The organism is Novosphingobium sp. G106, assembly GCF_019075875.1.
GTDB lineage: Bacteria > Pseudomonadota > Alphaproteobacteria > Sphingomonadales > Sphingomonadaceae > Novosphingobium.
In genome coordinates this window covers 2,068,000-2,081,105 of sequence record NZ_JAHOOZ010000001.1, presented here as the reverse complement: position 1 = coordinate 2,081,105, position 13,106 = coordinate 2,068,000, and the positions used below count along the sequence as shown (strand labels likewise).

13 protein-coding genes are annotated in these 13,106 nt (G+C 66.8%); 5 read left to right on the top strand and 8 right to left on the bottom strand.

Annotated features, from left to right (window positions below; translation table 11 throughout):
- Positions 1-81: 81 nt before the first annotated feature.
- The 3 genes from KRR38_RS09915 to ettA form a co-directional block, all read right to left on the bottom strand.
- Entirely contained in the window at positions 82-780 is a 699-nt protein-coding gene (locus KRR38_RS09915) for a 2OG-Fe(II) oxygenase (RefSeq protein ID WP_254514729.1), read from the bottom strand.
- 106 nt (positions 781-886) lie between these two features.
- The gene (locus KRR38_RS09910) at positions 887-1,846 is read right to left on the bottom strand and encodes an RcnB family protein (RefSeq protein ID WP_217401026.1); all 960 of its coding nucleotides are present in this window, start codon (positions 1,844-1,846) and stop codon (positions 887-889) included.
- Positions 1,847-1,980: 134 nt separating this feature from the next.
- Positions 1,981-3,660: an energy-dependent translational throttle protein EttA gene (ettA, locus tag KRR38_RS09905; RefSeq protein WP_217401024.1), complete on the bottom strand. Its 1,680-nt coding sequence runs from the start codon at positions 3,658-3,660 to the stop codon at positions 1,981-1,983.
- Between the two features lie 182 nt (positions 3,661-3,842).
- Here ettA and KRR38_RS35965 point away from each other — a divergent pair, with 182 nt between their 5' ends.
- Both KRR38_RS35965 and KRR38_RS09900 read left to right on the top strand, forming a co-directional pair.
- Entirely contained in the window at positions 3,843-4,820 is a 978-nt protein-coding gene (locus KRR38_RS35965; RefSeq protein WP_254514728.1) for an SDR family NAD(P)-dependent oxidoreductase, read from the top strand.
- Positions 4,817-5,656, top strand: coding sequence for a class I SAM-dependent methyltransferase (locus tag KRR38_RS09900; protein ID WP_254514727.1), 840 nt, complete (start codon positions 4,817-4,819; stop codon positions 5,654-5,656). The genes KRR38_RS35965 and KRR38_RS09900 overlap by 4 nt, the downstream gene beginning before the upstream one ends.
- Here KRR38_RS09900 and KRR38_RS09895 read toward each other — a convergent pair.
- Genes KRR38_RS09895 through KRR38_RS09885 form a run of 3 tightly spaced genes read right to left on the bottom strand, consistent with a single transcriptional unit; the run spans position 5,653 to position 8,243 of the window.
- The gene (locus KRR38_RS09895; protein WP_217401020.1) at positions 5,653-6,060 is read right to left on the bottom strand and encodes a DUF2147 domain-containing protein; all 408 of its coding nucleotides are present in this window, start codon (positions 6,058-6,060) and stop codon (positions 5,653-5,655) included. The two genes, KRR38_RS09900 and KRR38_RS09895, sit on opposite strands and share 4 nt — an antisense overlap.
- Positions 6,061-6,093: 33 nt before the next feature.
- On the bottom strand, positions 6,094-7,179 hold the full coding sequence (locus tag KRR38_RS09890; RefSeq protein ID WP_217401018.1) for an NAD(P)/FAD-dependent oxidoreductase: 1,086 nt from the start codon (positions 7,177-7,179) through the stop codon (positions 6,094-6,096).
- Positions 7,176-8,243 (bottom strand): type III polyketide synthase, encoded by a 1,068-nt coding sequence (locus KRR38_RS09885; RefSeq protein WP_217401016.1) that lies wholly within the window; start codon positions 8,241-8,243, stop codon positions 7,176-7,178. Before KRR38_RS09885 ends, KRR38_RS09890 begins: the two co-directional genes overlap by 4 nt.
- A 142-nt stretch (positions 8,244-8,385) precedes the next feature.
- On the opposite strand from KRR38_RS09885, the gene KRR38_RS09880 reads away from it, so the two are divergent.
- Positions 8,386-8,778, top strand: a complete 393-nt coding sequence (locus tag KRR38_RS09880; protein ID WP_217401014.1) for a cupredoxin domain-containing protein — start codon at positions 8,386-8,388, stop codon at positions 8,776-8,778.
- Here KRR38_RS09880 and KRR38_RS09875 read toward each other — a convergent pair whose 3' ends face one another.
- Together KRR38_RS09875 and KRR38_RS09870 are read right to left on the bottom strand one after the other, a co-directional pair.
- On the bottom strand, positions 8,779-9,516 hold the full coding sequence (locus KRR38_RS09875) for an enoyl-CoA hydratase/isomerase family protein (RefSeq protein ID WP_217401012.1): 738 nt from the start codon (positions 9,514-9,516) through the stop codon (positions 8,779-8,781). It abuts the gene before it with no gap.
- Positions 9,513-10,505 carry a nitronate monooxygenase family protein gene (locus KRR38_RS09870; protein ID WP_217401010.1) on the bottom strand — a complete coding sequence of 331 codons (993 nt, stop codon included), beginning with the start codon at positions 10,503-10,505 and terminating at the stop codon, positions 9,513-9,515. Before KRR38_RS09870 ends, KRR38_RS09875 begins: the two co-directional genes overlap by 4 nt.
- Before the next feature lie 158 nt (positions 10,506-10,663).
- Between KRR38_RS09870 and KRR38_RS09865 the strand changes: the two genes are divergently transcribed.
- Positions 10,664-11,803, top strand: coding sequence for an acyl-CoA dehydrogenase family protein (locus tag KRR38_RS09865; protein WP_217401008.1), 1,140 nt, complete (start codon positions 10,664-10,666; stop codon positions 11,801-11,803).
- A complete protein-coding gene (locus tag KRR38_RS09860) occupies positions 11,800-13,065 on the top strand; it encodes an acyl-CoA dehydrogenase family protein (protein WP_217401006.1) in 1,266 nt (421 codons plus the stop codon). Before KRR38_RS09865 ends, KRR38_RS09860 begins: the two co-directional genes overlap by 4 nt.
- The last annotated feature ends 41 nt before the right edge of the window (positions 13,066-13,106 follow it).

Below are 13,106 nucleotides of genomic sequence, written 5' to 3'. Positions count from 1 at the left end.
GGGCAGGCTCTCGGCGCGGGCCGGTTGCGGGGGGACAAGCCAGGATGAGCAGCGCTGCGGACAAAGGGAAAGTAGCGGGCTTCAGCCCCATGGACGCGTCCTGAACCATTTGGTGATGACATATTTGACGCCGCTGACCACGGGGAGCGCGGCATGGCGAACGTCGGGATTGGGGCTACCGTCGAGCAGCATGTTGTTCCAGACCAGCAGGGCGCCGGCCTGAGGCTGCATGCTCAAACCGATTTGCGGGAAGAAGGTTGCGCCACCGTCGGCCATGTCGCTCAGATAGGCCATCGCCGTCCAGCTGCGCTGGCCGCCGTGCTTGATCTCGTCGGGCCAATAGGCGGCCTTGGTGTCGAACCAGTCGTAGTGTGCGTGGAATTCCTGCCCCACTTCATAGCGCTGGCCTTGTACGGTCTCGCCCCAGCACGGGTCGATGCCGAGGAGGTCGCAGATGCGGCGTTCGATCATGCGGACGAAGCTGTCGTTCGGATCGACATCGCCCGAAAAGCTAGTCCGGGTCTTGTCCGCGCCGCCGGCGTAGGTCCGGGAGGGCTCTGCCACCCGGTCGATCATCGCCATAAGGTGCGTGCATTCCTGTGTGCTTAGGAATTCGCCCACCGTGAACACGTCAGCCCGGTCGACGGGAACGCGGTAAACTGCGGGATCGGTTTCCAGCCGCTTGCTGACCGCGGCGCCGAGACGGGCCAGTGCGGCTTTCTCCGAGGCCGGGCTGGCACTCATGCTGTCGGACGGGAAGGGCGGGTCATCGTCTGGCATGCCCTATCGCAAGGTGGGCGAAGGGCAAGGCAAAAGCGGCTCAAAACCAAGAACCCCCGCACCTTTCGGGCGGGGGCTCGGTTACCGGACACTCTCCGGCAAGGCTTTACCAGAAGAAGCTGTAGATCACGTCCACGACTTCGCCGGTATAGGTATCGACCAGCAGCGCGTCATCGTAATAGCGCACCCAGCGATAGGGTCCGTAGGCCGGCGGCAGGCGGTACTGCCACGGATCGTCGATCCAGTAGCGGCTGCCGAAGAACAGCGCGTCGAGATAGAACCCCGAACTCAGCCGTCGATAGGAATAGCTGCCATAGGGCGCGTAGTAGGTGCCGAGACGATAGACATTGCGGTTGGCATTGCGGTAGCCGCGCCAATCGTAGCGGTTGTCGCGGCGCCAGTCGCGGTTCCAGTTGCCTGCGTAGTTCCGCCGATCGCCGCGCCACGCGTTGTCGTTGCTGCCGCGCCAGGCGTTGTTGTTGCCCCGCCAAGCATTTCCATCCCCACGCCAGGTGTTGCCGCTCCAGCGGTTGACGTTGCTATTGTCCCGGCGGTTGTTGTTGTCATCGTTGCGCCAGCGCGCCACGTCATCGCGGCCACGGGTGCCGTCGCCGCTGCGGCCCTGCCACTGGTCCTGGCCTCGGCCACGCCACGCCGGCTGGCCATTGCCAGACCAGTTGCGGCGCTCGGTCTGGACCTGGGCCTGCGGGGCAGGCGCGTTCTGGACCGTGTTGTTGCGTCCGCGCCAGCTGTTGCCGTCGCCATTGCCGCGCGACCAGTTCCGCTGCGGCTGCGCCTGGACTTGCGCTTGAGGCGCAGGTGCCGGCGCCGGTGTCGACTGTTCGCCGCGAAAGCTGCGGCCACCGCCGTCTCTGCCGCGCCAGGCGGCGCCACCGCCATCATTGCCGCTGCCATTGTTGCTCTGCGCTGCCGCTTCGCCACCGCCGCGGTTCCAGCGGCCTTGACCGCGATCCTGCGCTTGCGCGCCAGTGGGCAGGGCCAGCATGGCCAGCCCTGCGACAAGGGCGGTCATGCCGCCCGATTTCAAGAGTTTACGCCCGGCCATCGCCGCTCTCCATTCCACCCAAGCTGCGAAACCGTCGCAGCAATTGTTACAGAATGGTTACCCGATCTGCGCTGTCGAAAGCGTGAACCGGGTAGATGGTCTTTTGTTCAGGTTAAATGGCGGTTTTCTGAACTTCAGCGCGTCAGCTTCTTGTAGGCGAGCCGTGTCGGACGGTCGGCCGCGTCGCCCAGACGGCGGCGCTTGTCCTCTTCGTAGGCTTCGAAGTTGCCTTCGAACCATTCGACGTGGCTGTTGCCCTCGAAGGCGAGGATGTGCGTTGCCAGGCGATCGAGGAAGAAGCGGTCGTGGCTGATGACCACGGCGCAGCCGGCGAAGTTCTCGATGGCTTCTTCGAGCGCGGCCAAGGTCTCGACGTCGAGGTCGTTGGTCGGTTCGTCGAGCAGCAGGACATTGCCGCCCTTCTTGAGCATCTTGGCGATGTTGACGCGGTTGCGCTCACCGCCCGACAGCTTGCCGACGTTCTTCTGCTGGTCCTGGCCCTTGAAGTTGAACGCGCCCACGTAGGCACGCGTCGACTGGTCGTGGCCGTTGATCTTCATGTAGTCGAGCCCGTCGGAGATTTCCTCCCAGACGTTCTTCGAACCGTCGAGGTGATCGCGGCTCTGGTCGACATAGCCGAGGCGCACAGTCGAGCCGATGTCGATCTCACCCTCGTCGGGCGTTTCCTGGCCGGTGATCATCTTGAACAGCGTCGACTTGCCGGCGCCGTTAGGGCCGATCACGCCGACGATGCCGCCCGGCGGCAGCAGGAAGCTCAGGTTCTCGAACAGAAGCTTGTCGCCATAGGCCTTGGTCAGGTTCTTGGCCTCGATCACCTTGCCGCCCAGGCGCTCGGGCACCTGGATGACGATCTGGGCCTTGCCGGGGCTGCGGTTGTTCTGCTGCTCGACCAGCTGCTCGAACTTGGCGATACGCGCCTTGGACTTGGTCTGGCGCGCCTTGGCGCCCTGCCGGATCCATTCGAGCTCGCTCTTGATCGCGGTCTGACGGCTGGATTCCTCGCGCTCTTCCTGTTCGAGGCGCTTGGACTTCTTCTCGAGGTAGGTCGAGTAGTTGCCTTCGTAAGGGAAGTATTTCCCGCGATCGAGTTCGAGAATCCAGCCCACCACGTTGTCGAGGAAGTAGCGGTCGTGGGTGATCATCAGCACCGCACCGGCATATTCCTTGAGGTGCGCTTCGAGCCATTCCACCGACTCCGCGTCAAGGTGGTTGGTCGGTTCGTCGAGCAGCAGGATGTCGGGCTTCTGCAGCAGCAGGCGGGTCAGCGCGATGCGGCGCTTCTCACCGCCCGACAGGTTGCCGACGGGCCAGTCGCCGGGCGGGCAGCGCAGCGCTTCCATCGCCAGTTCGAGCTGGTTGTCGAGCGTCCAGCCGTCGACCGCGTCGATCTTTTCCTGGAGCGTGCCCATCTCTTCCATCAGGGCGTCGAAATCGGCGTCCTCCGGCGGATCGGCCATGATCATCGAGATCTCGTTGAAGCGGTCGACCAGGTCGGCCGTCTCGCGCGCGCCGTCCTTGACGTTTTCCAGCACAGTCTTGCTGTTGTCGAGCTGGGGCTCCTGCTCGAGATAGCCGACCGAGATGTTCTCGCCGGGCCAGGCCTCGCCGGTGAAATCGGTGTCGATCCCGGCCATGATCTTGATCAGGGTCGACTTGCCGACGCCGTTCGGGCCGACGATGCCGATCTTCGAGCCCTGGTAGAACTGCAGGCTGATATTGTTCAGTACCGGCTTCGGGGCGCCGGGGAAGGTCTTGGTCATGCCCTTCATGACGAAGGCGTATTGCGCGGCCATCGGGTTCCTCTGGGGATATGCGGTGTGGGAAAGTTGCGCAGGCCTCTACAGGCCCACGCCGGGCGCCGCAAGCGGGCGCACGTCGTGGAGGCTAGATGGTAAGGCAAACCGCCGATTGCAATCGGGCGGAGCGGTTGTAGCCTGTGCGCGAACGGCTTGGGCAAACGGCTTAGGACTGGGCTATGGCAGAGGATGAGATCCGCTTCGACGGCAGGGCGATCCTGGTCACCGGCGGCGGTCGCGGTCTGGGGCGAGCGACGGCCTTGCTACTCGCGGGCCGGGGTGCACAGGTTGTGGTTGCCGACAACGGCGCGGCGATGGACGGAGAACAGTCCAGCACCGGCCCGGCGGAGGCTGTGGTTGCGGAAATAGCGGCCGCGGGCGGCATCTCCGTCGCCTGTACCGCCGATCTCGCGAGCGAAGCTGGCGCCGTGGCGGCAGTTCAAGCCAGCGTCGATGCCTTCGGCCGGATCGACGGGATCGTCCATTTCGCCAGCCCGTGCCCCGACCTCAAGGCAGCCGACCGGCTATCGAGCCACGATCTCGAACTGGTGATGCGGGTCAATCCCTTCGCCGCGCTGTGGATGGCGCGCGCCGCCTGGCCGCACATGGCGCGCCAGCACTATGGCCGCATCGTCCTGATGCCGTCGGGCGCGATCTACGGCGCGATGGGCAATACGGACTATGCCGCGGCGAAAGGCGCCTATGTCGCCATCACCCGCTGCCTCGCGCTCGAAGGACCCAAGGACAACGTCCGGGTCAACGCCATATCGCCTTCGGCGCGGACGCGGATGACCGAGCGGTTCCACCCCTCGGCCTATGCCGAATGGTTCTACCGCACGATGCAGCCCGAAAAGGTCGCGGTAACCGCGGCCTGGCTGCTGAGCGAGGGCTGCAGCGTCAACGGCGAGATCTTCGCCGTCGGCGGGGGGCGGATCGCGCGGATGATGATCGCCGAAAACGAGGGCGTGATCGGTGCGGGCGCTTCGATCGAGGAAGTGCACGCGATGATGCCCCGGGTCATGGCCGACGAGCGCTTCTTCCATGCCAAGGACCTCGGCGAACGCTCGGCCAAGGTCGCATCGCTGTTCGGCTTCGATGGCAGGCTGTCCTCGGCGACGGGCTTCGCGGTCAGGCCGATCGCGGAGAGCGACTCTTGATCATCCCCGACATCCCGCAGACCGCGGCTGGCGTCGCGCTCCACTACGACGAGCTCGATGCCGCCTATCGCCGCATCTGGGGCGAGCATGTCCACCATGGCTACTGGCGCACCGGCCGCGAGACGCCCGACGAAGCCACCGATGCGCTGGTGCGACTGGTCGAAGAGCGGCTGGCGCTGTCACCGGGGCAGGCGGTCTGCGACATCGGCTGCGGTTATGCGGCGACAGCCGCCGATCTCGCGGCGCGCCGTGGCGTGGCCGTGACCGGCCTGACGCTGTCCGCCGCCCAGGCGCAGGTCGCCCAGGCTCGCGGGACGCCGGGGGTTACCGTGCTGGTCCGCGACTGGCTCGACAACGGCCTGACCGACGCCGCATTCGATCGCGCCTATTCGGTCGAGAGCTCCGAGCACATGGTCGACAAGCTGCGTTTCTTCGCCGAGGCCTACCGCGTGCTGCGACCGGGGGGGCGACTGGTGGTCTGCGCCTGGCTCGAAGGCGAGGATCCGACCGACTGGGAAGTGCGGCACCTGCTGAAGCCCATCTGCAGCGAAGGCCGACTTCCGTCGATGGGCAGCCGCGCGGACTACGAAGCGCTGGGCGCGGCGACGGGTTTCCGGCTCGCGGGCTATGAGGACATCAGCCGCAACGTCCGCAAGACCTGGAGTATCTGCCTGCGCCGCCTGCTGGGCCGGATGGTGACCGACCCGGAATTGCGTCGCCTCGCGATGAGTTCGGCCACGCGAAGCCGTGATTTTATCCTCAGCCTGCCGCGGCTGATTTGGGCGCTGCGCAGCGGCGCGATGCGCTATGGCGTGTTCGTCTGGGAAAAGCGCTAGCCGGCGCGTGTCCAGCGTTTCGACTGGCAGATGAACAACACGCAGCCGGTCACTTTCAGCGAACCGTCGGGATTGAGCTCCAGGGTCGCGCGGTAGCTGTTGCCCGACTTTGGATCATAGGCGCGGCCTCCCGACCATATCGCCCCGTTGCGGGTGAAGCCGGTCAGGGTCGGAAGGCCCAGGATTGGGCGCTGGCGCAGTTTCGCATCGGGGTTCTTGATGTCGGTGGTCGGGACGCCGGGCGTGCGATCGAGGACCTGCGCTATCCAGCCGCAAACATCGCCGCCGCATGCTCCGATGCGAACGAGCCCCTTGCCGTCGTCGGTGCGCCAAAGGCCTTCCACGCTCGGCGGAGCATTGCCCAGAAGAAACAGCAGTGGTGCGGGAAGGAGAAGGCGTTTCATGGTGGGCGTGACCTAACAGGGTAATATGGCGGATCAACCGATCCGCGTGAGCAGGGCAGCCGGGCGGACAAGGCCGGGTGCGAGCCGCAGCAGGGCCATCAGCGGGCCGCGGCTGGCGGGATGCTCCGCGCCGTGCCGCAGGGCCTCGGCAAGGGCCAGCGGGCGCCGGGTCTGCGCACGGAAGGAGGTCTGCCAGTTCGCTGCGGCACCGGGACCGTTTGCCAGCAGAGCTTCGGCTGCGCCTATCCCGCCGGCGAGCGCTAGCGCGATGCCGTCGCCGGCCAGGCTGGCGATGACCGCGCCCTGGTCGCCGACGCGGAACACGCCGCGGGTGGTCGAGCGGGCGCGCCAACCATAGGGTACACCGGCGATCGCGCTGAGCGCTCGGGGTATATCCGCACCGATCCGCTCGTCGAGCATCGGAAGTTCGCTAGCGAGGTCCGCCAACAGGACGGCGGGCGCGCCGGCTTCTGCGAGGCGCTCCTGTGAAACCGACAGGCAGAGGTTGGCCGAGCCGTCTTCCTGCAGCAGCAGCCCGGCATAACCGCCGTCGAAAAGGTGCAGTTCGATCACGTCGGTCAGCGCCGAAGCGCGCGTCGGCGACGGTGGCAGGACCGCACGCAGCCCCACCGACAGCGTGGCGCGGCGCAGCGCCAGCGGCCGGGCCAGACCGCGCAATTCGTGCTTGCCCGTGGCGAGGATCAGCGCGTCGCAAGCGATCTGGCTGCCATCCTGGATGCGGACGGTGCGCCGCTCGGGATCGGCGCTGCGCACGGCGACACCGCGCTCGATCTGCGCGCCGCTTGCCGATGCAAGGTCCAGCAGCGCCGCGTCGAGGCACCGCCGCGAGAGTCCGGCGGCAGCATGGGGCAGGGCGGCTTCGACCTGCTGCCTGCCCGCAACCAGCCGCAGTCGGGTGATCGGCCTTGCCCCCAGCGCTGCCGCATCGATGCCAAGCCGACTTAGCGAGGCCAGAGCATCCCAGCCGAGAAACCCGCCGCAGACCATGTCGTGCGCGCCCGTGGTCCGCTCGATCAGCCGCGTTGCCATTCCGCCGCGCGCCAGCGTGATCGCGGCGGCGGTGCCGGCAGGGCCGCCGCCGACGATGACCGCGTTCATGTCGGTCGGAAGTGGAAGCCCTCGGCGGCGAGACCGGGGCCGAAGGCGAGCGCGATGCCGTCTCCCTGAGGCGATCCCGCGAGCAGGTCGGCGAGGATGAACATCAGCGTCGCGGACGACATGTTGCCGTACCGCGCCAGCACGCCGCGCGAGGGCGCCAGCGTGTCCGGGCGAAGATTGAGGCCATGCTCGACTGCGTCGAGGATCGAACGACCGCCGGCATGGACCGCCCAATGGGCGATGTCGCCCGGTGTCCGTGTGCCCAGCACCACCTTCCGCACCGCATCGTCCCGCAGCGCCGCCTGGATGCGGCCCGGAACCTCGCCCGAGAGATGCATGCGAAAGCCGGTGTCGCCGACGGTCCAGCGAATCAGCTCGGCCGATTGTTCGAGCTGGACTGCGAAAGGGTGCTCCATCAGCAGCCCGTCTCCACCTGCCGTGACCAGCGCGGCGGCGGCGCCGTCGCCGAATTGCAGCATCATCAGCAGCGGTTCGATCTCGTGGTCGTCGTGCAGGTGCAGGCTGGATAGTTCCACGGTCACCACCAGCACGCGTGCCGCGGGCTCGGAGCGGACGATGTGGCGCGCGGTGCGCAGCGCGGCGACCGCGGCATAGCAGCCCATGAAGCCGACCAGCGTCCGCTCGACCCCCGTGATGCCGAGCGTGTCAGCGATGATCTGGTCGATACCGGGCGCGACGAAACCGGTGCAGCTGGCGACGACGAGATGGGTGATGCCTTCGATCGACGTGTGAGTAGCCAGCGCCGCAACTGCCTCCAGCGCCAGCGCAGGCGCATGGACGGCATACAGCGCCATCCGTTCGGAGGTCGGCGGCATGCCATCCGCGTAGAAGCCGCCGCGGTCTACCGGAGAACCACCGTCGACCGTCGGCGGCAGCACCGACCAGCGGTGCGCGATGCCCGAGCGTTCGGCCATGCGCCGGAACAGCGCGCGCTCGCGCTCGCCCGGAACCTGACCTTCTGCCCAGGCGATGAAGGCGTCATGGACATCGTGGCGAGGGACGGCGCAGCCGATCGCATTGATGCAGGCGGGCCGATCGGCCATGCGGTTCCCTTCGGTTGGCAGCGGCTTGCGCCGCGTCATTCAGAGCAAGTCAATCTCTTGCCTGCCAGCTTGTTCCTGAATGTCGGCTTGTGGTTCAATCGGGTTTTCTATCGAGATGCGGTTCTCTCTCAAGCAAGGCCCCATGTCACGCTTGCTCATCGTTGCCGCTTCGGCCCTGGTGTCGTCCAGCGCTTTGGCGCAGGAGCCGGACTTCGCCCGCGCACCGCGAGTCACGGTTACGCTGTCGAGTTTCAACTTCGCGCCGGCGGCGATCCATCTGCGTGCCGGCCAGCCCGTAGTGCTGCATCTGGTCAACGAAGCGCGCGGCGGTCACAACTTCTCGGCCCCCGAATTCTTCGCCGCTGCGACGGTCAGTGAGCAGGACAAAGGGCTGATCTATATGGGCGCGATCGAGCTGCGCGGCGGCCAGAGCAAGGACATCGCCCTGGTTCCGCGTCGCGGCGCCTACAAGCTGCGCTGCACCCATACGATGCACACGATGTTCGGCATGAAGGGCGATATCGTCGTCGACTGATCACTTCCGGGTGAAGCGGGCGATGCGTTCCGGCGAATCGGGTGCCGATCCAGGATAGTTCTCGTGTTCGTGCGCCAGGGCATCGGCGAGCGACATCCCCTCGGTCTCGCGCAGCATGCGCTTGGCGGCGAAGTTGGTGTGCCGGGAATTGGCGAGGATCTCGGCTGAGAGGCTGGCGATCACGGCATCGAGCCCGCCGGCTTCGACCAGCATGTCGACCAGGCCGATATCGCGCGCCTCGTTGGCCTGGAGCGCGCGCGCAGTCATCATCATGTGCTTGGCCGCGGGCGTACCGATGCGGCGCGAGAGTCGTTGGCCCATGCCCCAGGCGCCGACCAAGCCGAACTTGCCATGGGTATCCGCGAACTTGGCGGTGGCATCGGCGACGATGAAATCGCAGGCGAGCGCTAGTTCGAGCCCGCCGGTGAAGCAGACGCCGTGGACTGCGGCGATCACCGGCTGCGGCAGACGGCTGAGCCGGTCGATCACGCCGGGCTTGAAGCGCGGGTCGATCGGTGTTGCACCGATCTTGCCGAGGTCGGCGCCGGCGGAGAACCCACGGCCACTGCCGCGCAGGACGACGCAGCCGATGGTCTCCGTCGCCTGCTCGAGCGCGGCGCAATGCGCGTCGAGCGCTTCGAAGGCGGCGGTGTCGAGCGCGTTGAGCTTGTCCGGCCGGTTCAGCGTTAGCGTGCAGAGGCCGTCAGCATCCTCTCGCGTGATCCGGGCCTCGCTCACGCGCTCTGCTCCAGCGCGGCCCGGGCCTGGGCGGCCATGTCTGGCACAGCGCAGGCGGCGACATACTCGCGCTGCAGCCTCGCGACCAGATCTGCCACGGTCGGCAGGTCGTCAATCAGGCCGATGCCCTGGCCGCCGCTCCAGATATCGCGCCACGGCGTCTTCCCCGCGGGCAGGTGGTCGGTGTTGTGGCGCGGCGGGATGAAGCTGACATTGTCCGGATCGAGCCCGACCTCGCGCATCGAGGCCTTGAGCCACGATGCCGGCATGCCGTTGACCGCGGCGGTGTAGAGCACGTCGGTCACCCCGCCTTCGACGAGCATCGCCTTGTAGGCATCGGGTGCCGACGATTCCTGCGTTGCGATGATCCGCGTGCCGACATAGGCGAGGTCGGCACCGAGCACTTCGGCGGCGCGGATGACGGCCCCGGTCGAGACCGCGCCGGCCATGACGATCATCCCGTCGTAGAACGCGCGCACCGCGGGGACGAAAGCAAGGTGACTGATCGTCCCGGCATGGCCGCCGCCACCCGCGCCGATGCAGACGATGCCGTCCGCCCCGGCTGCCGCGGCCTTCTCGGCAAAGCGGATGGTCGTCGCGTCGTGGAAATGGAGCAGGCCGTATTCCTGCACCAGCGGCGCGTTGAGCGTCGGATCGCCCACCGAAGTGACGATGATCCGCACGCCGTAGCGGCGGCAAGCATCGAGGTGGCGGCGGAATTCCTCCTGGCTGAAATTGGGCGAGATGTTCATCGCCAGCGGGCCGATGACCTTGCCGGGATTGGCATCGGCGAACTGGTCCAGTGCTTCGCGCACGGTCTTGAGCTGGGCTTCCATCTCCTCGAAGTCGCGCGTGTGATTGCGCGTCAGCGAGCCGATGATGCCCGCTTGGCAGCAGGCGATGGCAAGGGCGGGACCGCTAACCAGGAACATCGGTGCGGCGAAGGCCGGCAAGGTCAGATTTCCGCGCAATTCCTCGATCAGCGCCATTCGCCCATTCCTTCTCCGTGACGGTAATGGCGTAGAGCCAGCGTGGGCTGATCACAATATAGGTGCCAAGCATCGTCCCGGCGGTCACCGGACGCGAGCGTGTCATTGCCAATCCGCGTCGCGCGATTTAGCGCATCGGGCGGGAGGATACCGACTCGATGTGGCATAATTTGACTTCGGACCAGGAACTGCTGCGCGACACGACCGCGCGCTTTCTCGGCGATCAGGTTCCGCTGAGCCTCATGCGCAAGGACTTGCGCAACGATCCCGCGGGTTTCGATCCCGCCTATTGGCAAAGCGGCGCCGAACTCGGCTGGACCATGCTGCTCGTCGGCGAGGATGACGGCGGCGGCAGCGTCAGCGGCCGCGGCGCGGTCGATCTCGCGCTGATCGCCTACGAATTCGGCAAGCATGCCGCACCGGGGCCGCTCGTCGACTGTAACGTGGTTGCCGCGGCCCTGAGCGGGCAGGGGGGCGAGCTTCAGCAGGCCGTGCTCGGCGAGGTCATCTCGGGCGCGAGCATAGCCACGAGCGCCATGGGCGCCGCGCCCTGGCAGCGGCCTGGCGAAGCCACCGTCACGATCCGCCGCGACGGCGACGACGTCGTGATCGACGGTTCGGTCCGGCCGGTCGAATCGGCAAAGCAGGCTGGCTACTTGCTCGTCACCGGCATGAGTGAGGGCGGGATGACCCAGGTCCTCGTCCCAACCGGTGCACCGGGGATCGAGATCAAGGCCTTGAAGGGCATGGACGTCACCCGGCGTTTCGGTTCGGTCACGTTCAACGGCGTGCGGGCGCCTGCTTCTGCGCTGCTCGGCGAATATGGCCGTGCGGGCGAGCAGGTCTCGCGCCAGATCCAGAACGCCGCGGTGATCCTCTCGGCCGAATCGGTCGGGGCGATGGACGCGGCTTTCGACATGACGCTCGACTGGGCTTTCGGCCGCTACACCTTCGGCCGCGCGCTCGCATCTTACCAGGCGCTCAAGCACCGCTTCGCCGATATGAAGTCCTGGCTCGAGGCAAGCCATGCGATCAGCGACGCTGCGGCCGAAGCTGTTGCCGACCAGACCGACCTCGCTGCCGAGACGGCGAGTGCGGCCAAGTCCTACATCGGCGTCCAGGGGCCTGAACTGGCGCAGGAAGGCGTCCAACTCCACGGCGGTATCGGCGTGACCTATGAGCACGACCTGCACTTCTTCCTGCGGCGGGTGACACTGAACAGCCTGCTCTACGGCACCCCGGCCGAGCACCGCCGGCTCATCGCCCAGATTCGGATGGCACAGGAGAACGCGGCATGAGCGACATCGAAGAAAGCGTCGAGGACTTCCGCTTGCGTGCGCGTGCCTGGATCAAGGCGAACCTCGGTCCGGTCCAGCCCTGGGATCTCGACCAGAACTGCGAGAACGACGAGGAAGAGCTCGTTGCCGTGGCACGCGACCGTGCCCTGCAGCGCAAGCTTTATGACGGCGGCTTCGCCGGCATCTGCTTCCCCAAGGAATACGGCGGCCAGGGCCTGACCCCGGCGCACAACCGTGCCTTCAACGAAGAACTGGCCGGGCACGAATATCCGTCGCGCTTCTCGGTGCCGACCTTCTCGCCCTGCGCCGCGGTGCTGCTCGAATATGGTACGCCCGAGCAGAAGGCCGCGCACATCCCCGCGATCCTCAAGGGTGACGAAGTCTGGGTGCAGATGCTCTCGGAGCCCGGCGGCGGTTCGGACGTTGCCGGCGCAACGACTGCTGCCACGCGCGACGGCGATAGCTGGATTCTCAACGGGTCGAAGGTCTGGACCTCGCGCGCCTGGTGGGCCGACTGGGGCCTTTGCCTCGCGCGGACCAACTGGAACGTGCCCAAGCACCAGGGGCTGACCGTGTTCCTGCTGCCGCTGCACCAGCCGGGCATCGAGATCCACCGCATCGAACGCCTGAACGGCGAATCCGAGGCCTGCCAGGAATTCTTCACCGACGTCCGCATTCCCGACAGCGACCGCATGGGCGAGATCGACGCGGGCTGGACCGTCGGCCAGCGCTGGATGTATCACGAGCGCTTCGGCCACAACTCGCCCTATGTGACGACGCCCGAAGGCGTCAGCGGCGGCGGCAAGACCCGCTCGAAGACTCCGACCAACGTCGCGATCGCGAAAAAGGCGGGCAAGCTCGATGACCCGGCTGCGCAGGAACTGATCGGTGAGGCGCGCGCGCTTTCGCTCGTCAGCCACGAGCTTTCGCGCCGCATCGCCACGGCCGCGGCATCGGGCAAGGGCAATGTCGATCAGTCCTCGATCGACCGCCTGTTCCGCGGCGTTGCCGGCGTCCGCCAGGCGACGATCGCCTTCGAACTCGCCGGTTCCGGCGCGGCCGCCTGGACAGAGGAGGAAGAGGAAGACACCGGCGCGCAGGGCATGAACTTCCTGATGCGCCAAGTCGGCTGCATCGGCGGCGGCACCACCGAGATCTCGCGCAACGTCGTCAGCGAACGCGTGCTCGGCATGCCGCGCGAAGCGTCGGGGGACAAGGGCGTGCCGTTCAGGGACGTACCGCGCGGGCCTTCGCGAGGGTAGGGCGAGGGCGGCGCGCCAAGTGGGACTTTCCGGGTTTGGCG